At 36.0% G+C, this 23183-nt stretch carries 23 protein-coding genes; 11 read left to right on the top strand and 12 right to left on the bottom strand.

Annotated elements, in window-relative coordinates; all coding sequences use genetic code 11:
* Window positions 1–54: 54 nt before the first annotated feature.
* The gene (locus ACWIB3_RS05835) at window positions 55–828 is read left to right on the top strand and encodes a DUF4382 domain-containing protein (protein ID WP_313259155.1); all 774 of its coding nucleotides are present in this window, start codon (window positions 55–57) and stop codon (window positions 826–828) included.
* A 53-nt stretch (window positions 829–881) separates the two neighbouring features.
* Here the strand turns inward: ACWIB3_RS05835 and ACWIB3_RS05830 are convergent, their stop codons facing one another.
* Window positions 882–1649: a DUF3050 domain-containing protein gene (locus ACWIB3_RS05830; protein WP_254527072.1), complete on the bottom strand. Its 768-nt coding sequence runs from the start codon at window positions 1647–1649 to the stop codon at window positions 882–884.
* A 122-nt stretch (window positions 1650–1771) separates the two neighbouring features.
* Here ACWIB3_RS05830 and ACWIB3_RS05825 point away from each other — a divergent pair, with 122 nt between their 5' ends.
* The 4 genes from ACWIB3_RS05825 to ACWIB3_RS05810 all read left to right on the top strand — a co-directional run bounded on the left by ACWIB3_RS05825 (window position 1772) and on the right by ACWIB3_RS05810 (window position 5794).
* The gene (locus ACWIB3_RS05825; RefSeq protein WP_454291144.1) at window positions 1772–2209 is read left to right on the top strand and encodes a MarR family winged helix-turn-helix transcriptional regulator; all 438 of its coding nucleotides are present in this window, start codon (window positions 1772–1774) and stop codon (window positions 2207–2209) included.
* Between the two features lie 60 nt (window positions 2210–2269).
* Window positions 2270–3340 carry an HlyD family secretion protein gene (locus tag ACWIB3_RS05820; protein ID WP_454291143.1) on the top strand — a complete coding sequence of 357 codons (1071 nt, stop codon included), beginning with the start codon at window positions 2270–2272 and terminating at the stop codon, window positions 3338–3340.
* Entirely contained in the window at window positions 3341–4876 is a 1536-nt protein-coding gene (locus tag ACWIB3_RS05815) for a hypothetical protein (protein WP_454291142.1), read from the top strand. It begins immediately after the preceding gene.
* A gap of 105 nt (window positions 4877–4981) precedes the next feature.
* Entirely contained in the window at window positions 4982–5794 is an 813-nt protein-coding gene (locus ACWIB3_RS05810) for a hypothetical protein (protein WP_454291141.1), read from the top strand.
* A 55-nt stretch (window positions 5795–5849) separates the two neighbouring features.
* Here the strand turns inward: ACWIB3_RS05810 and ACWIB3_RS05805 are convergent, their stop codons facing one another.
* A complete protein-coding gene (locus ACWIB3_RS05805; protein ID WP_454291140.1) occupies window positions 5850–7943 on the bottom strand; it encodes a heavy metal translocating P-type ATPase in 2094 nt (697 codons plus the stop codon).
* Between the two features lie 185 nt (window positions 7944–8128).
* On the opposite strand from ACWIB3_RS05805, the gene ACWIB3_RS05800 reads away from it, so the two are divergent.
* Window positions 8129–8842 carry a hypothetical protein gene (locus ACWIB3_RS05800; protein WP_313259144.1) on the top strand — a complete coding sequence of 238 codons (714 nt, stop codon included), beginning with the start codon at window positions 8129–8131 and terminating at the stop codon, window positions 8840–8842.
* Window positions 8843–8907: 65 nt separating this feature from the next.
* On the opposite strand, the gene ACWIB3_RS05795 is transcribed toward ACWIB3_RS05800, so the two are convergent.
* The gene (locus tag ACWIB3_RS05795) at window positions 8908–9342 is read right to left on the bottom strand and encodes a hypothetical protein (RefSeq protein WP_313259141.1); all 435 of its coding nucleotides are present in this window, start codon (window positions 9340–9342) and stop codon (window positions 8908–8910) included.
* Between the two features lie 390 nt (window positions 9343–9732).
* On the opposite strand from ACWIB3_RS05795, the gene ACWIB3_RS05790 reads away from it, so the two are divergent.
* Window positions 9733–10908: a basic secretory protein-like protein gene (locus ACWIB3_RS05790; RefSeq protein ID WP_454291139.1), complete on the top strand. Its 1176-nt coding sequence runs from the start codon at window positions 9733–9735 to the stop codon at window positions 10906–10908.
* Window positions 10909–10970: 62 nt separating this feature from the next.
* Here the strand turns inward: ACWIB3_RS05790 and ACWIB3_RS05785 are convergent, their stop codons facing one another.
* Entirely contained in the window at window positions 10971–11414 is a 444-nt protein-coding gene (locus ACWIB3_RS05785; RefSeq protein WP_313259137.1) for a hypothetical protein, read from the bottom strand.
* Between the two features lie 139 nt (window positions 11415–11553).
* Between ACWIB3_RS05785 and ACWIB3_RS05780 the strand changes: the two genes are divergently transcribed.
* The 4 genes from ACWIB3_RS05780 (at window position 11554) to ACWIB3_RS05765 (ending at window position 14669) form a co-directional block, all read left to right on the top strand.
* A complete protein-coding gene (locus ACWIB3_RS05780; RefSeq protein WP_454291138.1) occupies window positions 11554–12228 on the top strand; it encodes an Ig-like domain-containing protein in 675 nt (224 codons plus the stop codon).
* Between the two features lie 348 nt (window positions 12229–12576).
* Window positions 12577–12822, top strand: coding sequence for a hypothetical protein (locus tag ACWIB3_RS05775; protein ID WP_185214395.1), 246 nt, complete (start codon window positions 12577–12579; stop codon window positions 12820–12822).
* 175 nt (window positions 12823–12997) lie between these two features.
* Entirely contained in the window at window positions 12998–13660 is a 663-nt protein-coding gene (locus ACWIB3_RS05770) for a YceH family protein (protein WP_454291137.1), read from the top strand.
* A 1-nt stretch (window position 13661) separates the two neighbouring features.
* Window positions 13662–14669 (top strand): WD40/YVTN/BNR-like repeat-containing protein, encoded by a 1008-nt coding sequence (locus ACWIB3_RS05765; RefSeq protein WP_454291136.1) that lies wholly within the window; start codon window positions 13662–13664, stop codon window positions 14667–14669.
* A 64-nt stretch (window positions 14670–14733) separates the two neighbouring features.
* Here the strand turns inward: ACWIB3_RS05765 and ACWIB3_RS05760 are convergent, their stop codons facing one another.
* The 8 genes from ACWIB3_RS05760 to ACWIB3_RS05725 all read right to left on the bottom strand — a co-directional run bounded on the left by ACWIB3_RS05760 (window position 14734) and on the right by ACWIB3_RS05725 (window position 22896).
* The gene (locus tag ACWIB3_RS05760; protein WP_185214392.1) at window positions 14734–15156 is read right to left on the bottom strand and encodes an SH3 domain-containing protein; all 423 of its coding nucleotides are present in this window, start codon (window positions 15154–15156) and stop codon (window positions 14734–14736) included.
* A gap of 8 nt (window positions 15157–15164) precedes the next feature.
* Entirely contained in the window at window positions 15165–15656 is a 492-nt protein-coding gene (locus tag ACWIB3_RS05755; RefSeq protein WP_185214391.1) for a BON domain-containing protein, read from the bottom strand.
* A gap of 246 nt (window positions 15657–15902) precedes the next feature.
* Window positions 15903–16352, bottom strand: coding sequence for a hypothetical protein (locus ACWIB3_RS05750; protein WP_454291135.1), 450 nt, complete (start codon window positions 16350–16352; stop codon window positions 15903–15905).
* Between the two features lie 137 nt (window positions 16353–16489).
* Window positions 16490–16996 carry a hypothetical protein gene (locus ACWIB3_RS05745; RefSeq protein WP_454291134.1) on the bottom strand — a complete coding sequence of 169 codons (507 nt, stop codon included), beginning with the start codon at window positions 16994–16996 and terminating at the stop codon, window positions 16490–16492.
* Between the two features lie 105 nt (window positions 16997–17101).
* Window positions 17102–17695, bottom strand: coding sequence for a DUF1003 domain-containing protein (locus tag ACWIB3_RS05740; RefSeq protein WP_454291133.1), 594 nt, complete (start codon window positions 17693–17695; stop codon window positions 17102–17104).
* Between the two features lie 125 nt (window positions 17696–17820).
* A complete protein-coding gene (locus ACWIB3_RS05735; protein ID WP_185216231.1) occupies window positions 17821–18708 on the bottom strand; it encodes a bifunctional 5,10-methylenetetrahydrofolate dehydrogenase/5,10-methenyltetrahydrofolate cyclohydrolase in 888 nt (295 codons plus the stop codon).
* A gap of 24 nt (window positions 18709–18732) precedes the next feature.
* Entirely contained in the window at window positions 18733–20523 is a 1791-nt protein-coding gene (gene lepA, locus ACWIB3_RS05730) for a translation elongation factor 4 (protein ID WP_185214386.1), read from the bottom strand.
* Window positions 20524–20676: 153 nt separating this feature from the next.
* The gene (locus ACWIB3_RS05725) at window positions 20677–22896 is read right to left on the bottom strand and encodes an ATP-binding protein (protein WP_454291132.1); all 2220 of its coding nucleotides are present in this window, start codon (window positions 22894–22896) and stop codon (window positions 20677–20679) included.
* Window positions 22897–23183 lie beyond the last annotated feature (287 nt).

The following is a 23183-nucleotide window of genomic DNA, read 5'->3' as shown; positions in this document are numbered from 1 at the left end:
AATAGCTGAAATGGTACATGTTTTGCTAAAAATAGTGAAATAACGAAAATTACTATGAAAGCATTACTTGGATTATCGGTAGCTATGGTTGCCTTAGGTTTATCGAGTTGCAGTACTGATGACTCGAAAACAACAGATGGAACAACACCAGTAACCATTAAAATTACAGATGCACCTGCGTATTATGATCAGATTATCTTAGATATCGATCATATTGAAGTTATTACAGAAGGTGGTCGTCAGGTTATTGATGTTGATATTGAGCCTTTTGATATCTTACATTATCGTGAAGGAGATTACTTGATCCTTGCCGAACATGATGTACCTTCAGGGCGATTACAAGAAGTAAGATTGGTTTTGGATGATGATAATTATATTGTGGTAGATGGTGTAAGGCAAGATTTGAAGACACCTAGTGGTCAAACTTCAGGTGTCAAAATCAAAGTTCAAGATGATTTGATTCCCCATGTAGCCTATACCCTAGCCTTGGATTTTGATGCATCAAAGTCTATACATCAGACTGGAAATGGTAAATATATGATGAAACCTGTGATCCGTGCCATTCCGGTTGCAGTATCAGGAGCTTTAACTGGTGAGATTTCGCCTATTTCTGCAATGCCTCATGTCTTTGCCATTCAAGGAACTGATACCTTAGGTACATTGGCCGGCCCAACGGGTAAATTCTATTTTCCTGGTGTTATGCAAGGAACTTATAAGCTTGTAATTGAACCGACAAATGATAATTTTAAATCAGCAATCGTCAATGATGTTGTGGTAACTACGGGGCAAACAAAAAATTTAGGGGTCATTCAATTAGAAGAAAAGTAATTGAAATAGCTCTATTAAAAAGGGATAACGTTTATGTTATCCCTTTTTTGGTTTTATAAGGAATCCGCAATGGCATCCCAAAGACCAATTCTATATTGCAAAGCTAATTTGGCAACATCAGCCATCTCTTTCCATTTCACTTCGTTGTTATCTGCCAATTCGTGGATCATCTTCATGGCTAATGGTCCATGTTCATCCCCATCCAATTCGATATGACGCTGAAAATAATATTCAATCTTCTTTAAATCCGATTCAGGGAACTGTTCCTTTAAAGAAGATAGAATTGACGTGAACATATCTGGAATCAAATCCTCTCTACCAAATGTGAATGCAGAGGCAATCTTATGGGTCTCTCCTGCTTCAATGGTATCAAAGGAAAAATTTAGGAAATCTTTAATTCTGTTGTCCAATGTACTATTATCTAAAGCATCTTTAATCTTAATTCCCGCTTGAAGGTTTTGGATCAGGTCCAATATAGGATTCACATCCGCCCCTATCCCTTTCATGGCATCGATATACATTTCAAAATGGCTTAATCGTTGACCATCAATATATTCATCTGATTCTTCAGCAAGAACAATTTCATTGATCAAATATCTGGTTATGGGTGACGGGCTTGCAAACCAAGGAATCGTGGTACAGGTTAATTTGATCTGCAATGCTTTCAACAGAGACATGAAGTCCCACACTGCATAGACATGCCCTTCGGTAAATTTCTGTAAATCGGTAACCTTTTGAATTTTATGATATAATTCGTGGTTTAGTAGATGATTTCTTTCAGCTTGAATATACTCGTTTATTGCTTGAACATTATTTTTCATGGCCCAAAGGTAGGAATAGCACCTATTTTTTAGTCCATTAAAGGAATAAATTGCAAAAAGCTTACAATTATTAGTTTGATGTTTAACTATCTTATATTTAACTTTGTGCAAAATATTAGAAAATGGCAAAGGATCATAAAGTAGTTCAAGGTTTAATCAGAGATATTATTTCGTTAAGGGTTGCGATAAAACAGTTTTACTTTCAGAAAGTTAAGGAGTTGGAATTAGATGTCACCTATGAAATGGTCCAAGTTTTAGCTGTTCTATGGCGAGAAAAAGAGCTTAATCAACAGGATATTGCAGAAGAGGTACAAAAGAGTAAGGCAAGCGTGACACCATTAATTGACAATCTCTGCAAAAGGGATCTTGTTCAAAGGGTACCTGATGCCAATGATAGGAGAAATAATAAAATTGTCCTGACAGAGAAAGGTTGGGAATACCAGTCGCATTTAGAGCCAGTTCAAAAAGAGCTCAATGAAAAAATCATGAAGAACTCCCAAATCAAAGATATTTCAGAAATCAGTAATCAATTAAGATTGATCAAAAGCGCTATTGAATAGTGTTTTTTTGGAATAATAGTTCAATATCAAACTAATTTTAATAATATATTACATTAATAGATGAGCACAGAAACAAATAAAGCAATCAATCAAAAAGAAAGAAACCGAAGGATCAAGATCTATGGTATCAATATCTTTTCCGTACTGATTGTTTTGGCAGCTATAGGTTGGGGCTTATTTAGCTATTTACAGTTAAATAACAGTGTTTTCACAGAGGATGCACAAATCGATGGACATATCAATCCTGTAAGCACAAAAGTAACCGGCTATATAAAGGAAATCCGATTTCAGGAACATCAGACAGTGCATAAAGGAGATACATTAGTGGTCTTAGAAAATGATGAATTTAAAATTCAGGTGGAAAACGCCTTGGCTGCTCTTGCTGATGCCAAGGCAGGCAAATCGGTAGTAAGAACCGAGGTCGAAATAGCAAGAAATAGCCAAAACATCGCGGATGCGAACATAGAGGAACTCAAGGCCCGCTTGGAAAATGCTGAAGTCAATTATAAGCGGTTCAAGGATCTGATGGATAAGGATGCCATAGCAGTGTATCAATTTGAACAGGTAAAAACCGAATATGAATCCCTAAAAGCAAAATATAAAGCATTGTCTGCGCTAAAGGTAAGCTCCCATTTAACTACGCAAGAAACCAGTAGGAAAACAGGGATCAATGAAGCTGCGATCTTAAGGGCCAAGGCTTCGCTTGATCTGGCCAAACTTAATTTATCCTATACCGTGATTGTAGCCCCTTATGATGGCATTTTGGCCAGGGTAAGTTTAGAAGAAGGCCAATTGGTCCAATCAGGACAGCAACTATTCAATATCGTTAGGGATCAACAGAAGTGGGTAACAGCAAATTACACCGAAAATCAGATGAAACAAATTGTCCTTGGCAAGAAAGTAAAGCTATCTGTGGATGCTATTCCCCATGTTGTTTTTGTGGGTGAGATAAAAGCTATTTCTGAAGCTACAGGTTCAAAATATTCCAGTATTCCAGTGGACAACAGTACTGGAAATTTTGTAAAAGTTCAACAACGGATACCTGTAAGGATAGAATTTTCAAAGGACAACAATGTTGAAGATTTAAAGAAACTGATGGTAGGGCTAAATGTGGTGGTTAATTCGATATAGATGAGCAATAGTTTATTTAAAGATTGGGTCCCTCAAAAGTTTAAACTAAGCATACTGCTATTAATAGCGGTTTCCTTATCCTTTTGTAGCGGGATTCCTAACAGCATCTATATCTATATCATTTCAGATCAAGCTGCAAGTTCAGCTGATCTTTCCATGGCTATGTACGCCTATTGTGCTGGCATGGTCTGTTCAATTTCCTTGATCTTTAGGCTGACCATCTATATGCCGAAGAAAAGGTTAATTATATTCTGTTTGATCTTGTTAATGGTCATTAACATAGGCTTGGCAATAAATTCAGCACCATTGATCAACGTGATGTTGATGTTTGTGTTCGGCTGTGTGAAAATCATATTAACCATGGCTTTGATATCAGAGCTGATGCCATTCTTGATGCCCACTGGGGAAAGGTATCAAATGTATGCCATCTATTATCCGATGAACCTGATCTTTCCCATATTAGGAGGATTGATAGCTGCCTATCTTGCCAAGCAACATTGGGAACTTGGCTATTACTTTCAGACCTTAATGCTTCTTATATCCTTCCTGACCGTCATTATCTGCTTTAAAACACAACATATCAAGAAGGTGCCATTGTTTCAGTACGATTGGTTGGGAACCATCTTATTAGCATCCAGTTTGCTCTGTTTTTCGTTTGTTGCAAGCTATGGTTTACAAAACAATTGGTTGACCAGCAAGAGTATCATATTGGCAATAGTGTTGACCATTGTATTTTTTATCTTATTCTTTAATCGGAATTTCAAGAAAAAGAGAAAGATTATCAGCTTTTCAGTTATTAGGAACAAAGCCACATTCTTAACTCTATTTACTGTGTTTATTTTGGGAATATTTTATTCCAATACAAGTTTGCTGAGCAATCTAATGAATGTACTTTTACCCTCAAATCCTACTAAACAAGCAGAAATCAATGCCTATGTAATTGTTGGATATTTCTTGGGGAGTTTATTGGTGTATGTATATTTCAAGCAGACCAAAAAATGTAAAGCTATCTTTTTAATTTCTGCCTCTCTCTATTTAATTTCCAATATCTTATTGTACAATCTGATCAATATCAATACCCCTTTACATTATTTAATTCTACCAATCATACTGAGAGGAATGGCTGTGATAATCTCATTTATTTCGACGGCAGTTTATCTAGCAGGTAATGTGAATGGAAAAGCCTTTTTACAGAGCATTGTTATTTTCCTTTTGATCAGGACATTTTTTGTAACTGTTTTCTGGTCCAGTGTAATCAGTAATTGGTTTAATAAATTACAATTTATCCATCAGACAAGATTGGCGGAAGTTTTTGAGTCTGGAGAAAAAGTAGATCGAACGGTATTAATAAAATTCCAAAAACAAGGAAACCTATTGGGTCTACATGACCTATATCTTTATCTATGTATCATTAACATACTGGTTATTATTATTATAGCAGTAATCCCCTATCACTCTTCCACTGTGAGACATATTTTTAACTGGGGAACAAAGAAAAATGTAAAAGAATTGATTCAGGCTACCCCGATGTCTTAATTTTATTTTCAGTTAAACTTTAGATCGCTGGGGCAGTCCATACTGAAACAAGGTTATTTATTGAATAATAATATAAGTCGTATACCAAATCAATTCTATCGTATTATGAAAAATTCCATATTCATCAGCATCCTTTTTCTAATGTTTTCTTTAACTTCTATGGGTCAGGAAATTGAAAACCATCAATTGCCTGATTCCTCTGTATTTCATCGGAACAACCTTATCTTTGATCGAATCGTACAGCAGAAATTAATGAATTTTCCATTTACCAGGGTATATCCTAGCAGTGATTATGGCATCCTAGGTTTAATGATGGTTTTATCTGATGATGGGTATTTTGGATTTTCAGATAGTAAATACCTGAAGATATTCAATCGCTTTTATAATGTAATGGGCTTGAGAGATCTTGACGGGAATGAGGCTGAAATTGAAATTGAAAGTGATGGTACCTCTTTTTTCCGGGGTTTTAATGGAAATACCATGTCAAGTTTCAAAGAGGCTTATAATCAAATGGTGATTCGTGATGAAGCTGGTGAGGTTTATCATCTGACCTTTGATTGGATGTCCAATTTAGCAGAAATACATTCTGAATCAGGGTATCAATTAACGATAAATAAAATAAAATCGGGTTTCGAAGTAAAGGATAACCAAAATAATGTGGCAGAGATAAAAAAACAAAAGTCTTCAGTTTGGGTAGCTACCTATTCTAATGGAAGAGTCTTATCGACAAAGAGAGGAATCTGGAATACCTATAATTTTATTTCAGAAGATGGCAAATCTACATTGAACATTGATATTGACCAATATACCAATAACATCAAAATAAGAAACAATGTGGGTATGTATTTAGTGATTAGCAACTCCTATAATCCTAACCTCGTAAGGGATCATCATCACGATCATTTAAGTGGTAATTAAGGATATTAAATTAACATAGAAAGGGAACGAACTCAGATGCTTGTTTCCTTTTCTATTATTTTTTGTTAAAATCTTTGCTAAAATCTGTCCTTTGGATCCGTACGGCATTCAAAATGGCCAATAATGCCACACCTACATCGGCGAAAACAGCTTCCCACATGGTTGCTACACCTCCAGCTCCCAAAATCAGAACAATAGCTTTAACAGCAAATGCCAAACCTATATTCTGCCATACAATTTTCTTCGTTTTTCTTCCGATTTTAATGGACATAGGGATCTTAATTGGTCTATCATCTTGAATAACCACATCTGCAGTTTCGATGGTGGCATCCGAGCCTAAACCTCCCATGGCGATTCCTACATCACTTAACGCAACAACAGGGGCATCATTTACACCGTCACCTACAAAGGCAACGATTCGATCTCTTGCTTTGACCTCCTTCAGTTTTTCAACCTTATCTTCTGGTAGAAGATCACCATAGGCAGAATCGATCTTCAGGTTCTTTGAAACCTCATTTACAACAGTGGATTTATCACCACTTAACATGGTCACTTTGATTCCTTCGCTATGCAGCGCATTTATGGTGTCCTGTGCACCATCCTTTATTTTATCAGCTATGCTTATATAGCCTATATACTTCCGATCGACTCCAATAGCAATGGTGGTATAAACAATTTCTTTATCTGCATTAGGATAGGAAACCTGATGCTGGTCAAGTAACTTAAAATTACCTACCAATACTTCTTTGCCATCAATTTTTGCTTTCAGTCCGTGGCCAGCAATTTCTTCAACATGATCGAGGTTGAGATGACCCTTCACCTCTCCTACATATTCATGGATTGCCGTTGCTACGGGATGTGTACTTTTGCTCTCGATTTCATTGACATACTCCAATATCTGCTCCTGATTGGCGGATGGATCGAACTTGACCTCATTGACCTTAAAAACACCTTCGGTCATGGTTCCTGTTTTATCCATAACAACATGCTTCACAGCTGCCAAGGTATCCAGGAAGTTTCCTCCTTTGACTAAAATCCCATGTCTGCTGGCGGCACCTATTCCACCAAAATAGCCCAATGGAATCGAAATAACCAAGGCACAAGGGCATGAAACGACCAAGAATATCAATGCCCTATATAGCCAATCTTGAAAAACATAGTCTGCTACAAAGAAATATGGGATCAAGGCTATTCCAATTGCCAGGAACACCACTATAGGGGTATAGATTTTAGCGAATTTTGAAATAAACAATTCAGTAGGTGCTTTTTGGGTACTGGCATGCTGAACCATTTCCAGGATCTTGCTCAGCTTACTGTCCTCATATACTGTTGTAATTTCAACTTCAGAAACGGTTTGCAGGTTTATCATTCCGGCAAGCACGGAATCGCCTTTAGCTTTAGAGTCTGGTTTGCTCTCTCCTGTCAATGCTGCGGTATTAAATGTGCCGGATGCTGTAATTAACTTACCATCTAAGGCTAATTTTTCACCGGGTTTTAATTGGACAATATCTCCCACTTTCACCAATTCAGCTTTGATCAGTTCAGTTTTTCCATTCCTAAGAACGGTCGCTTCATCGGGTCTTTGATCCAATAAAGATTTAATATTGGCTTTTGCCCTGGAAACCGCCATGGTTTGGAAAGCTTCACCAACCGAATAAAAAAGCATTACAGCGACCCCTTCCGGATATTCACCAATGGCAAAAGCTCCAATTGTTGCAATCCCCATTAAGAAAAATTCTGAGAAAAAATTACCTTTTGAAATACTTTTAAAAGCGTCTTTTAAGACAGGAAGCCCAACAGGCAAATAAGCCGCTAAATACCAGGCCAAACGCAGCCAACCTTGAAACCAAGGGAAATGGAAAACATAATCGAATAAAATTCCGGAAATCAAAAAGACAAAACTGATTATAGCAGGTCTGAAAAGTTCAAATGTACTGGCATTAGTGTCATGAGAATGATCATGCTCATGATCGTGGCCATCATCTTCAGCATGTTGATGATCCAACTTATGACTATTATTTCCTTGATGGCTCCTATGGTTTTGGGTCTGTTTAAGTAAGTCATCAGCATTGGCATTTTTATAAACCTTCACCGTCTGACTACAGATTTCGCAATTGCCATCTTTATCAAAAATATGTTTGTGATCCATAAAGTATTATCCTCTCCTAAATTTAACCTATTTAAATCTAAAAGCTTAGCTTATCAACCAAATAAACCTTGAATTTGTTTTAATAGTGCATTTTTAAAGATGTAAACAAAATGTATATAGGTTTTATTTAGGACCTATTTCCAATAATTATAAATTGCATTAGCAAAAAAACACAAAAGAAAATCATGAAATATCATCAATTATATTATTGGATTACACTATTGTTGCTATCAATATTTAATCCGTTAGATTCCTGGGCACAACCATATCTTATTCAGAGTAAGGAGGGGTATTCGAATGTAAGGGAATCAGCAGATTCAAAAGGGAAAATTCAAAACCAATTGAAGAACAATACAGTTGTGTTGATAGATCAGGTTGAAGAACAAGATCTAGCAAAAGATCAATGGATCAAGATTCTATATTATGAAAACCTGCCTTTTTCCATCGTTGAAATAAAGGATGAAAAACCGCTTAAGGCAGGATTTATCCATAATTCCCAACTATTGGCACTAAACAAACTGGAGAAGCCAAGGAAAGCAGATTTTTCCATGCAATATTTAATAAAGCCAGCAAACCTGAAGGGGAAAAAGATAGCATACTATGATGAGAACTCCACTGCCATCAAGTCAATAAATGGAATCTATTATTATCTGGCGGATTGTGGAATTCCAAATGAATTAATTGAAAAGGCGGATGCAACTATCAAAGGAACCAAAGTTTCAATACCAACAGAACTATTGTTGGGAATTGGCTCAGCTAGGCAATCTTTTGACTATTATAAACTGGGAAATGTCTATCTGGCTGTGCAAGAGATTGGAGATGGGGCTTGCACAAATCATGTCGTTTGGGTGTTTGAGAGGAATAAGTTAACCCAGCGATTTGTAGGATGGGAATATTAAGAAAAAATAAATGCCCGATTATAATTTAATCGGGCATCAATATGTTGTTCAGTAAGTATTTATAATTATTTCATTAAGCTAACGCTATAGCTTTTACCCGCATCCGTAAGGAGCACAGTAGCATTGGAATAATCTCTACTTAATAAAATGTAAAATTCTTGAAAGTTAGATTTCATTGCTAGAGTAAAGATATCAGGCAATTCAGTGCTGCCTCTGTTCGCATTATTGATCTCAAAACCGTATCTAGATTTTGTTCCATTAGCACTGGTCATCTCAATCACAGTACCTACAAACTCCATTTTAGTAAAGTAACCTTGATTCGGCTCCAACATTACTGGACCTGTACTCTCGGAAGACATTTGAGCTTCATAAGCTGTAAACACTTTACCTTTAAGATCTGATAATACTTCCTCTTTTAATTTTTCAGGAACAACTCCATTGTCCTTTTCACAAGAGATAAATAATACAGCAAACAACAATAATATACTTAACTTTTTCATACCTTATTAATATAATAATGCTCAAAAGTAGAACAAAAATTAATAACAATTTAATATTCGGACCTGCTCTACCCTACTTAAAAATAATTTGTAGCTATATGCTTGCAAAAGTTCGATTTCAAGGAATTTGGCCTAAAAAGCCACTTTTAATCTAAATTTTAATTGCTAAACTAGCTTTAGCATATTTGCTATCTCCAGCTATGGGGGTTCAATTTTTTTAAGTAAAAAAAGCCTAAGAATTAATAGAAACGAAGAATTCAGGAAAAACCTTTTCAGGCTAACGCGATTTAGCTCATGACAGGCATAAGATTTTACTAGATTTAGCGTTAATTTAACATAACAGCAATAACTAGCGTGATTATAAACTAAACTTAAAATTATATGCTAAAAATGAAAACCAAACTACAAAGCTTGACTTTTGCCCTATTTTGTGCAGTTATCTACAGCAGTTGTAGCAAAGACAGTTTCCTGGACCAACCTGACCCTGAATTGGAAAAAATTGAAATTAAGGACATTACCACTGATGCTAGAGTGACCGTAAGCATAGAAAATCCAGATGGGGCTAATGGGCAGGAAGGCTCAACCAAATTAACTGACGGTGACAGCACGACGAAGTTCCTCGCAAAAAACTTTAAGACATTAGATATCAAATTCCAATTTGATACGGCGAAGCTTGTTGCGGGCTATGATTTTACCACAGGAAATGATTTTGACGGCCGTGATCCGATGGATTGGAAGTTTTATGGGTCCAATGATGGTCAGACCTGGAAAGAACTGGATAGCCATATGGGCATGCAATTCAGAAAAAGAAGGAATACCTACAGTTTCTTTTTCAAGAATGAGGAGAAATTCACCCATTACAAATGGTCTATCTCCAAGCTTTACAATGACAATATGTTCCAAGCTTCAGAGTTCAGGCTGATCCAGATGCCACCTTCAAGTCAAAAACAGGAACCTATCCAAAAGATTGATAGCTTGACCAAAAACAATGTCTCCTTGGTTTTTATCAATCATTCCAATAAATCACAATTGGAATATCAGGAAAGATTGATGAACACTTATTTTACGGTCTATCCAAAGCTTCTCAATGATTTTAATCCGAATGCGAAAAAGAAAATGTACTTCATCATTGATCCTACTTATGATGGTGCTGCTTATGCCTGGGGTGAGGTCGTGGTTTTTGGCTTCAAATACATGGAAGGAAATCCGAAAGACGGTGATGTCGTTGTCCATGAGACCATGCACCATATACAACAGGATTATAAAGGTTCGGTACCTGGATGGCTGGTTGAAGGCATTGCAGACAATGTAAGGTATCATTATGGTATAGATGAACCTGATCCATGGACATTACAAGATTACAAACCAGAACATAACTATGATGGTAGCTATGGAATTACCGGTCGATTCCTGTTATGGATTGAGACACATAAGAACAAGAATTTTGTAAAAGAATTGAACAATGCCTTGATCAATGGCACTAACTACAATGATTTCTTTGTGCAATCGCTTGGAAAGAACATTCAAGATGTCTGGAAAGAATATGCTCAGAATCCAGCAATCTAAATTCATCACATAAAAAATGGGCTATAATTTATAGCCCATTTTTTATGCTTCTAAAGTTGTTTTTATTTGCTCAAGGAATTTATTTCTGCAATTAAATCATCAATGCTTTGGTTCAACTTTTCATGACTTACATGCTGGAGATGGTTTGCCTGGTATTTTTTCAACTGCTCAAAAAATTGTACCAAGTTGTTTTTAAACTCTTCGTATGTCAAATCTGTAGGTATGTATTTAGTTGAGGCTTCAATACGTTCTACCCGAGGGTTCTCAATTGCAGGATATTGAATCCATTTTCCTGTATGATCCAGCTTAGGGATGTACTCCTCTTGCATCCATAAAATTATTTCATCTTTTGGTTGGGATAATCTCAAAAAATAATGTCTTGAATCTGATATTTTTAAACCAAACAAATTCACTGAGTAATCATATTCCTTTAAGAAATCAGACAACATTTGGTTGTTCATCAACACCTGAATAAGATTGAGTATCTTTTCATTTTCTTTCATCATACTATCAAAATATTATGTTTTTCACTTTCCTAAATATTTCTAAAATAAGGAATCCATTAGAGAAAGCATTAATTATTATTATTTTAACTATTGATTAATTTAATTGAACTACCTTATAGACAAATAAATATATAAGGCTATGGCAAGACAACACTATTTTAAGACCATTATTATTATCCTTTTCCCTATTTTTTTGAGTTCATGTGTTAAAGAAGGTATCCTCGATGAAGATATAGAACCAAAAAATCAAGCCTCAAAATTATATGTGGGGGAAACGCTTCAATTAAAGTCGAATGATAAAAACACGAAATGGAAAAGTTCAAATAAGTATGTTGGGACCATCGACGAAGAAGGTCTCTTTACTGCCCATCATATTGGAAAAGTAAAGATAAATGCAACAAATGAAGGTAAAAAGAACAGCACTGAAATAACCGTTATCCCTAAGATAACGGATATCCCAGAGCCTGTGATTAAATTTGGTGGCTCTAAGGAACAAATCAAAGATTTAGAAAAAAGGAATTTACTGAATGACTCAGGCCCGGCTCTTTCATTTGAAACTGATTCACCTTATGTGGAATCCTTGTATTATGTCTTTCAAGGAGGAAAATGCGCTTATGCAATTGTGCGGTTTAAAAATGATCCGAGTATCGACATTGATTATATTCTGGCCTTTTTTCAAGAGCGATATGAGGCAATAGGTACGGATAAAGATGATTATTACTTCACGGACCAAAAGCGGAAAATAGTGATAGCGGTATCTACTAAGGATCAGTTTAATGGGAGGTATGCCGTATATGAGAAAAAGAAAAGTTAACAATTGCAGAATTCATGCAATATTTCTTTTCAAAATCTGTTATTAATAAGATACAATTTATCGTCAATTATTAGGACTGTACATTTTATTGGATTTCACACTAATAAAAAATTAAACACGATTCAAAAGAAAATTCATTAAAGTTAATTTATCAAGCTTCTTGTTAGCGCTATGTTAACCTCGGATTATTTGTAAATTTTTTAATAACCTTTCTACATAATTGGCACAATATTTTCATAAGCGTATCCGTAGTTGTTGAACATTTGATAATTGTTTGAATCAAGGAGCACAATTCCAAAAGGTACTTTCCTTTTTCCAATAATAATCAACTTAAAAGGATTTTTCAATATGGTAAAGAACCAAAACTTTAATAGCGAAGCAATAATTAAAGAATTAAAGAAATTAGATGAAAAACACCGGGACTATCTTGAAAAAGATGGAAAATGGTTAATTGGGGGTTTTGAATCTATTATTAGCTATGATGGCAAAATCTCAACTATTCAGGGAGAACAAGTCACTTTGAAAAAAGAAATCTATATGATGTTACCGTCTGAAATTAGAGAAGAAATCGCTCAATTTATGGACGTAGAATAAGGTATTAGCCATTCTAAAAAAACATCTGTACTTAAGAGGAAGAACAGGCTATTAAAATTATAGCCTGTTCTTCCTTTTTCTGTATTAAATGCCCATTATTTAGTGGGAATTTATCCAATCCTCTCCCCTTTCTCCTATTAATCTGTATATTTATTAACACAGATGAATTTAATATATGGAAGAAACTAAATCATTACCAATTTTAAGCCCTGAAGAAATTAGAGTATTGGGATCATTATTAGAAAAATCTAAGACTACTCCAGAATATTATCCAATGACCCTTAATGGTCTGTTGACTGCCTGTAATCAAAAAAGTTCAAGAAAGCCCGTAGTTCAATATGATGAAAATCTGGTTATCCAAGTTTTGGACGGATTGAAGAAAAAAGGATTGATTTCAACTGTTGTTGGTGGTGGTAGTCGAGTTACAAAATATAAACACAACTTGGCGATTCAATTTCCCTTATTGCCCCAAGAATTAGCAATAATCTGTCTATTATTTCTTCGAGGACCTTTAACAGCTGGTGAAATCAATAGCAATTCTGGTCGTCTATATGAATTTGAAAATCTTGATGAGGTACAGGAACTCCTACAAAAACTAAGTACCTCTGAACCTTTGTACATCAAACAATTATCAAAACGTCCAGGCCAAAAAGAAGTAAGATATATCCATCTCTTTGCAGACTTTGATGAGGATTCTTATGAGGAAGAGGCTCCCTCAAGTCCATCAACAACCAATAATACGGCAATTGCGCAGCTAGAAGAAAAAGTAGCCCAACTAGAAGAGCAACTTAATACCCTTCGGGCTGAATTTGATGAATTAATGAAGCAACTATCATAGTATGAAAAGATATTTTCTAATTTCTGCAGTTTGTCTTTTCGCCTTTCAAGCTTATTCCCAATCCTTTCAAACCCTAACTTCTGGTAACAAGGCTAGTTTTAGGGGGTTGGAAACCTATAAAAATAAGGTTGTATGGGTAAGTGGAAGCAATGGGATGGTTGGAAGATCTATTGATTCCGGCAAAAACTGGGAATGGATTTCGCCGAAAGGATATGAAAAATTTGATTTCAGGGATATTGAGGTTTTCAGTGCCAAAGAAGCAGTTATTGTCAGCGCTGGAGCACCTGCAGTAGTATTACATACGAAAGATGCTGGGAAAACTTGGACAGAAACATATAAGAATGAGGATCCTGCTATCTTTTTAGATGGAATGGACTTCAAGGGAAAAACAGGTTATATATTAGGAGATCCCATCAATGGACAATTTCAATTGCTGAAGAGTGACAATAAAGGCAAGACTTGGACTGATGTGACTGAAGAAATTCATTTGTTTGCGGAGCCCGGGGAAGCGGCATTTGCAGCAAGTGGGTCTTCTCTTCAGGTCATCAATGATTGGTTATATATTGGTACTGGAGGCACCTATTCAAGTTTGATGAAAAGAAGTGAAAAGGAAAGAAAATTGGACGTTCAGGATGTTCCTATCTGGTCTGGTTCTGCCAGTACTGGAATATTTTCCATTGATTTCCTCAATGAGCGTGTTGGTGTTGTTGTAGGTGGAAACTATACCTCAGATAAGGACAACAGCAATAACATTCTTCTGACCCATAATGCTGGATTATCATGGGATAAACCTGAAATTCCAGTTCATGGATATCGATCGTCAGTAAAATACATTAGTCCTGAAATATTGGTTGCTACAGGAACATCGGGAACTGATATTTCCAAAGATGGAGGAAAGACATGGGAAAATATTTCGACTGAAAGTTTTAATGTCATTGCCGTTTCTTTCAATAAAAAGCTTATTTATTTAGCAGGAAGTAGTGGAAATGTTGTCGGATTGACTTTATAGAAAGATTATTAAAAATCAAAGCCCGATAAATGATATCGGGCTTTTTATATGTTCAATTTTCCTTTTAGCTTACGGGCTCCAAATATTGCGCATAGCAATATCCTTCTTCACCATCTTTGGTTCTTACCAACCACCATTGATCATTGGCACGGCTAATTAAAGTAATGATTTCATCCTTCGCAGCTTTACCTACGATTGGTTGATCCGTTCCTGGACCTTTACGGATATTCAAATTGCTACTTTCCGTAATTACACGTACTTGAGAACCTGCTACAGCAGATGATACATCCACATTCATGACCACATCACCACTTAGGAAATTAGGGTCAATTTGATTGTAGATATCCCACAATTTATTTTTTACATCTGCATTTGGTGCTGTACCTTGAACATGCAAAACACCATCTTGTTCTGCGATAGCCAAATCTGTCATTCCTGAAGCCTTTGCAGTATCAATTAATACCTGATATTTCGATTGTAAACTCATATTATTTTCTATTTAACAGTTAAACCACTCATGTCTACTTTCTTCGGATTCAATGCATCCAGACCCATTTTCAGAGCTTGTACACGTGCTTGTTCCAATTCACCAGTTACCGTAATAACTCCGTCAGATACAGCGGTTTTTACCGAAGGAAAGTCTTTGGTAAAATCGGCTACTTTTGAAGTTAAGTCAGCATCATTGGTATTGATTTCAACAGGAGGCATCGTATTCACTACGATATTGTTTTGTACAGACTTTACAGCTTTGCTATCAGCAGCTTTTGCAGCATTTTCGATCTGCACTTTCTCATCTTCTGAATTTGCCGTTCCGTTTAGAGTAACCACTCCATCTTTCACATCAACGGTAATTCCAGGATTAGCCTGAACAGCAGTTTCTACTTTTGCTTTCAAGTCGGCGTCCGATATTTTGGACTTACAAGCGATTGTTCCGGTCATCAGGGTTCCGGAAACCAATGCAATAGTTAAGATTTTTTTAAGATTCATAAATCACCTTGTTTTTGTTGGTAAATAATACTTAAATCTAAACAAAAATTACTCCTAAAAAGTTTTGACAATTATTTTTTTCATTTATTGTAAATCAATCTATACAAATTCTTCAACTTTCTGTTTCTCATTACTGAAAACTGCATTTACAATCACCTCTCCATTTAAAACCATTGTAACATAACCACTTATTTTACAAACAAAAAAAACGAGCCATAAGCTCGTTAGATCTTCGTTATATATATCCTAATAAATTTTATTGATGATAATTGTTTTATTATTGAACTGAATTGATTCATTTACCTTTTTCCCAAACAAGATGCTCCCAATAGGTGACTCTTTAGAAATGACCATAAGGGTTTTCTCCTTAATTTTAACTGCGCCAATAGAGATCGCAATAAAGTAATCAAATTGGTCTGTTTGAACAATGCTACCCATTCTCACCAATTCCGAGGGATTTAAGTCTAATCCATTGATTTTATCCAGGTCAATTTCAGCCTGTTTCAGCTGATTTTGCAAGCGACTTATTTCCTGTTGGGCCATTTCCCTGGATGTTTCATATTTATCCCCCATACTACTTTTAGTATCATTCAGGATAGCATCTTGCGCTGAATCCATGGCTGATTTTATTTCTTCTACCCTATTTTTGCATTTATTAAAGCAGTATGCGACAACTTCTTCTTTATTCCAATTCATTTTTTATTGTTAAACCAACAATATACAGCAATAAATAGAATTTCTAGGAGCCTATCCTAAAATCAAAATAAAAAAAGCGCCAATAGTATTGGCGCTTTCAATTAAAAACTTAATAACCATTCTATAAATGGATTTTATTAGTTTTCTAAAGCTTTTTTAACGTTTTCTGCTTTTCTTTTGGCGTCGCCAGATAATTCTTTTGTTTTATCACCTACTTTTTCTGCAGTGTTATCGATAGCTTCGCCAGTTTTTTGACCAGCTTCTTTTGTAGCATCTACTGCATTGTTTACACCTTCTTCAATTTTATCACCAGCTTTTTTAGCTGCTTCTTTTGTTTTTTCCCATGCTGATTTTGCATCATCTAATGCTTTTTGAGCAGCTTCTTCAGCCTTTTTATCGCCACTTTTTACTGCAGCATCTAAATCAGCTTGTGCTTTTTTTACATTTTCTTCAGCTTTTGCCAATTCAGCATCTGCATTTGCTTTCATTTCATCAATTGATTCATTTGTAGTTTCAATTGAATGATCTAATTTCTCACCGATTGAAGTATCTCCATCATTGTTTTTATCCATAGATGAATTATTGTTACATGCTGACAAGGAAAGTGCACATGCAACTGCTGCTAATACTGCGATTTTTTTCATGTTTCTAATTTGTTTGTGTAATAATAGTTTATTGTAATAATTATATACTGATTGCACTTCGCAATATTTATACCAATTTTTTGAAAAATATGGCAGCCATTCCCACTATGGCTGGACATTTTTGTTTTTCAACTCCTTTTCCAAGCGGTCGACATGATCCGAGAGTTGTTTCAGCAATTTTAAATGGTTCACCTGCGAATCAAATAGCTGTTTAACCTCTTCCTCTAATAGTACATCTATTTTCTTATGCAAACTCCTGATTTCTAATTCAGCCTTTAGGTTTACCAGATAGTCATTCTCAGCCCGTTTTCTATCCTTTTCCTCCTGTCGGTTTTGGCTCATCATAATGATTGGAGCCTGTAGGGCAGCCAAACAGGACAAGACTAAATTCATCAAAATAAAAGGATAAGGGTCAAATCGGTCTTGCTTGATCATGAGCGTATTGAACAATATCCAAACGATCAAAATCCCTGTAAATATTAAAATAAAAGACCAGCTGCCTCCAAATCGTGCTACCTTATCAGAAATAAGTTGCCCCCTATTTAGGTATTCACCTGTAGGATTAATAAGGTTATCAACGATTAATTTTTCTTCCTCAAATGATTTTCGAACGATTTCATGAAGCTTTTTTAGGTTTTCATCATTTTGGTTGATCATTTCCAAAATATCCTTATTCTTTACTTGATCAAGTTTAGCCATGGTTAATGAAATAAGTAATCAAATATATGGACTAAAACCATGGAGAATTCAAATAGTTGGAAATTAATCAAAAAAAGCTCCCAAAATTGGGAGCTTTAAATAAACATATTTCAATTCAATATTTTTTAAGCTTTGGGATACACTGTTCCTTTTGCAGCCTCTAGGGTGTTCTTTAACAAACCAATAATGGTCATTAATCCGACACCTCCCGGTACTGGTGTTATCCAAGAAGATTTCGGAGCAACATGCTCAAAATCCACATCACCATAAAGTTTAAATCCTGATTTTGTTTCGGTCGAATTCTCCCTATTGATTCCCACATCGATAACAATAGCACCTTCTTTTACCATATCCGCAGTTACAAAATTCTTTTTGCCAATGGCTGCAACCACGATGTCACCTTGCAAAACCTCAGCTTTCAAGTCTTTTGTCCTACTATGTGTCAGGGTAACTGTACAATTTCCTGGATTAGAGTTTCTTGCCAAAAGGATACTCATAGGGGAGCCAACGATATTGCTCCTTCCAACAATGACTGCCTTTTTACCAGCTGTATCAATTCCGTAATGTTCCAACATCAACATGATGCCATAAGGAGTAGCAGGAATAAAACAAGGTAGATTACGTTGCATTCTACCTAGATTGATTGGATGGAACCCATCAACATCTTTGCGGTAATCGATAGCTTCAGTAACTTTTTCAGGATCAATATGTTTAGGTAAAGGCAATTGAACGATCAATCCATCAATCGATTCATCTGCATTGATCTCATTGATCTTTTCCAACAATTCTTTTTCAGTGATATCCGTATCATAACGAAGATTGGTCGAATCGAAACCAACTTGCTCACAATTTCTCATCTTGCTCGCAACATAAGTTTCACTACCACCATCGTTTCCAACTAAAATAGCTACCAAATGAGGTTTGCGGCCTAACTTCGCAGTAAGCTCTGCAGCCTCTCTTTTGATGTCTTCTTTAACCTTGGTTGATACTTCCTTACCGTCCAGTAAATTCATAATATATTATATAGGTTGATTTTCTTAATCTAATTTCAGAACCGCCATAAATGCTGATTGTGGAATCTCTACGTTTCCAACCTGACGCATACGTTTTTTACCTTTCTTCTGTTTTTCCAACAACTTACGCTTACGCGAAATATCACCACCATAACATTTTGCAGTTACATCCTTACGCAATGCAGAAATGGTTTCCCTCGCAATGATCTTTGCTCCAATCGAAGCTTGAATACGGATTTCAAACTGCTGTCTCGGTAAAAGTTCCTTCAATTTCTCACAGATCTTCTTACCAAAATCATAAGCATTGCTTCTGTGGATCAATGAAGATAATGCATCCACGGGTTCATCATTCAAACGGATATCCAATTTCACCAAGTCCGATTGTCTATAACCGATTTGATGATAATCGAATGATGCATATCCTTTAGAGATAGTCTTTAACTTATCATAGAAATCAAAAACGATCTCTCCCATTGGCATTTCAAACACCAATTCTACACGATCAGATGTCAAATAAGATTGGTTCACAATCGTACCGCGTTTCTGAATACATAGGGACATTACAGGACCAACAAACTCAGCCTTTGTAATGATATTTGCTTTAATATAGGGTTCCTCGATACTGTCCAATTTACTTGGATCAGGAAGATCCGAAGGATTGTGGACTACGATCTCCTCATGATTTTTTGACAGGTAAGCTAGGTAAGATACGTTCGGCACAGTAGTAATAACTGTCATATCGAACTCACGTTCCAAGCGTTCTTGGATGATTTCCATGTGCAGCATTCCTAAGAAACCACAACGGAAACCAAAACCTAATGCAGCTGAAGATTCAGGTTCAAACACCAACGAAGCGTCATTTAACTGCAAACGGTGCATAGACTCCCTTAGCTCTTCATAATCTTCCGTATCTACAGGATAGATACCCGCAAATACCATGGGCTTAACTTCCTCAAACCCTTGGATAGCTTGGGCACAAGGACGATCCTTCTTCGTGATGGTATCCCCTACTTTTACCTCTCTAGCTTCTTTGATCCCAGAAATAATATAACCTACATCTCCGGTCTTAATTACTTCCTTAGGCACCTGGTTTAGCTTCAAGGTACCAACCTCATCAGCGATATATTCTTTGCCCGTAGCAACAAACTTTACACGGTCTCCTTTTCTGATCTCACCATTTTCAACTTTGAAATAGGCCATAATCCCTCTGAAAGAGTTGAATACGGAGTCAAAGATCAAGGCTTGTAATGGAGCTTCAGGATCGCCAACCGGCGCAGGGATACGCTCAATGATAGCAGTTAGGATATCAGGAATACCCATTCCGGTCTTACCGGAGGCAGGGATAATTTCTTCTCTCTTTCCACCTATCAATTCAACGATCTGATCTTTTACTTCCTCCGGCATAGCTCCTGGTAAATCCATCTTGTTCAAGATGGGGATAATTTCAAGATCATGCTCTAAGGCTAAGTATAGGTTGGAAATAGTCTGTGCCTGTATACCTTGAGAAGCATCTACGATCAACAAAGCACCTTCACAGGCAGCAATCGATCTAGAAACTTCATATGAAAAATCGACGTGACCCGGGGTGTCAATCAGATTTAACACATACGTTTGTCCATCTTTGGTATACTCCATTTGGATTGCATGGCTCTTAATCGTAATCCCTCTTTCACGTTCCAAGTCCATATTGTCCAACAATTGTGCTTGCGCCTCACGTTGGGTGATGGTATTGGTATACTCTAATAATCTATCGGCCAAAGTACTTTTCCCGTGGTCGATATGTGCGATAATACAAAAATTGCGTATATGCTTCATATAGGTTATTATGCCTTCAATTTAATTCGCAAATATAATTTTTTTAAGTGAGCTTTTTAGCTATTAAAATCATCTATTTCCGAATAATTGAAACATTTACCCCATATTTTTAGCAATACCGGAATTTACTGGGATTAAAGAATTTGCTTTTGACTAGGATTGAGAAGGAAGTATGAAAACCTCTTTCGGGAACAACAGATGGAAACATGTTCCTTTTCCTATTTCACTTTCCACCTCGATTGTAATATGGAGTCGGTCGGCAATCCGCTTTACAATGGTCAGGCCTAAGCCTGTTCCCTCATAACTATTGGCATTGGACATCCGCTTAAAGGAATCATAAATGGTACTCAACTCCTCCTTCGCGATCCCTATACCGTTATCTTGGATGGTATAACGGACAAATTCATGCTTGAGGCTAGAAGAAATGGTTACAACGGGCTTTTCTACTTTTGCACTATATTTAATGGCATTCCCTATTAAATTCTGGAACAATTGGTATACAATACTTCTTTCACCATAAACTGGAAGAATATTACCATATATCACTTCAGTTCCAAGGGCATTATAGCGCAATTGACTGAAGTTCACAATTTGCTTCAGGAATTCTTCCACATACACTGGTTCCATACTGTACTGATAGTCTTTCACCTTAGAAAAATCATGAATACTCTTCAGCAGTTCAGAAATGACTTCCACGGCCTCTTTCGTGTTCTTCAGCATCTTCAGTTTCAGGTCATTTGTCATTTCCGGTCGTTGAAGGAGCATCTGGGTAGAGAGGTTAATTGCTGATAAAGGGTTTTTAAGATCATGGCTCACCGTATGGGCATAGTTATCCAGTGCCCTATTCAGGTCGATCACCTCTTTGTTCAGCTTTACGATTTCTTGAGAAAAATTCTTATTGCTCTGGATGATCAGATTCCTTAACCGCTTAATAAAATAAATCTCATTATCGCGCCAAGGGTCACAGATCCCAACGGTAGTTTGATGCCAAATATCGAGGACAGGATGTTCTTCCCTTTCAAATGAATCATTCGGTAGGTTCATTTTAATCCTAGATTCGGGTTTGGCTACCCACTTCCTCTTGAACACTTTCTCCTTCCTAAACCAAAGCACACTGCAATTCTCCTCCAACTCAACTTTAAGCGCAGCTAAGCCGACAAATCGTTCTGAATCCAACCCTAACTCTTCACCATGATTTAATATAAACTCAGCATCAAAGAAGATTGAATCCTTTGATACTCTGGAAATAAGTCCTTTAATATCTAATACTTTATCAAAACCAATGGAGATATTGTAGGTATAAAGCTTACCATTAATCAAAATAAGCATAGCATCTGCTTTGGCATAATAGCAGAGCTCTTTATCCAAACTCATTAAAGCTTCAGCAAGGTTATTTTTCAGGATTAACTTTTCCTTCAGCTGAAGCTCAAAATTCCTAATATCATCCTGAAAGTCCTTGATCTTATTCTTTTGTTCCTCTTCATAACGGTAAATAGCCATTTGAATAAAGTACACCATGGCCTCCCGTTTTAAGAGGTTTATTTTCTTTCCCTTTTTACTTTGACAAAAAATATATCCCCAAATCTTTCCATCAATCTGCAAGGATACGCTAAGGTTTGAATTGACTCCATCGCGAATGAGATAATTTGCATGGATCGGAGAAATCATCCTGATATTTGTCTGTGATAGATTGGGCTTAAAATTATCTTTAGTTACGATCTTTATGGTTTTACCATTGACCTGAGCGGTATAGCGGTGGAAATTGACCGAATGAATGTTTTTAGCATGCTTAAAAATATCCATATCAGGATAATAACAGCCTAATATTTTTTCCAAGTCTGAATTCTCAATACTTTCCGCCAATACATAGCCATCTCCATCACCGACATATTGAAAAACCCTTACCCGATCAAATCCAGAAATCTTCGAAATATAAGAACTGACTACCTTCCAGATCTTTCCTTTGCTTTCACTTAATAGCTTATCTACAATTTCAAACTTTGGAAAAAAAACATTCGAGTCCTCAAATTTCTTTTCAAACTCTAAATAGATGTTGTTATTGAATAAATAGATATTTAGATAATATGGTTCTCCTTGGATGACCAATTCCAATAAAACCCGTTCATTGGTTTCATTAATAACTTGATCAACCGCAATTTTTATACTGACTACGTATTTCGAAAAATATGCAGTTAATATCTCCCATAAATTAATTCCTAGATAAGTGGAAACAGGATTGCTTAACCAAACATCACAGTTCTCACTACCTGCAATGAGGTAATAGTCTAAATCAACAATCAATAAATAACCGAACTCCTGAATCCCTTCACTGAGATTCAATTGTTCTTCCTCAAGAATAATCCGATTATCCATTTAATTAATTCATAGTTAGTTTGTACTTTTTTCCTGGTTTGGCCAGATGTTTTTCAAACAGCAGTTAAAATTAGAAAAAAGAAATCAAGTTTAAATATATTCAAACTATATTTTTATTGATATTGAGTATCAATAAATAACAACCTTTCAATTCAAGCTCCTTAATTGTTTATTTCCAACAGGTTATCGGAAGTATGGAATGAATATGAATTCATTAAATAAAACACTCAAGTTCAAAAGTTCTCATTCCATAAACAATGCTGAAAATCTACCTAAATATTGAATTA

The organism is Sphingobacterium sp. NPDC055431 (assembly GCF_053644255.1).
The sequence above is the reverse complement of the archived record's forward strand: the minus strand, read 5'-3'. Positions and strand labels throughout refer to the sequence as shown.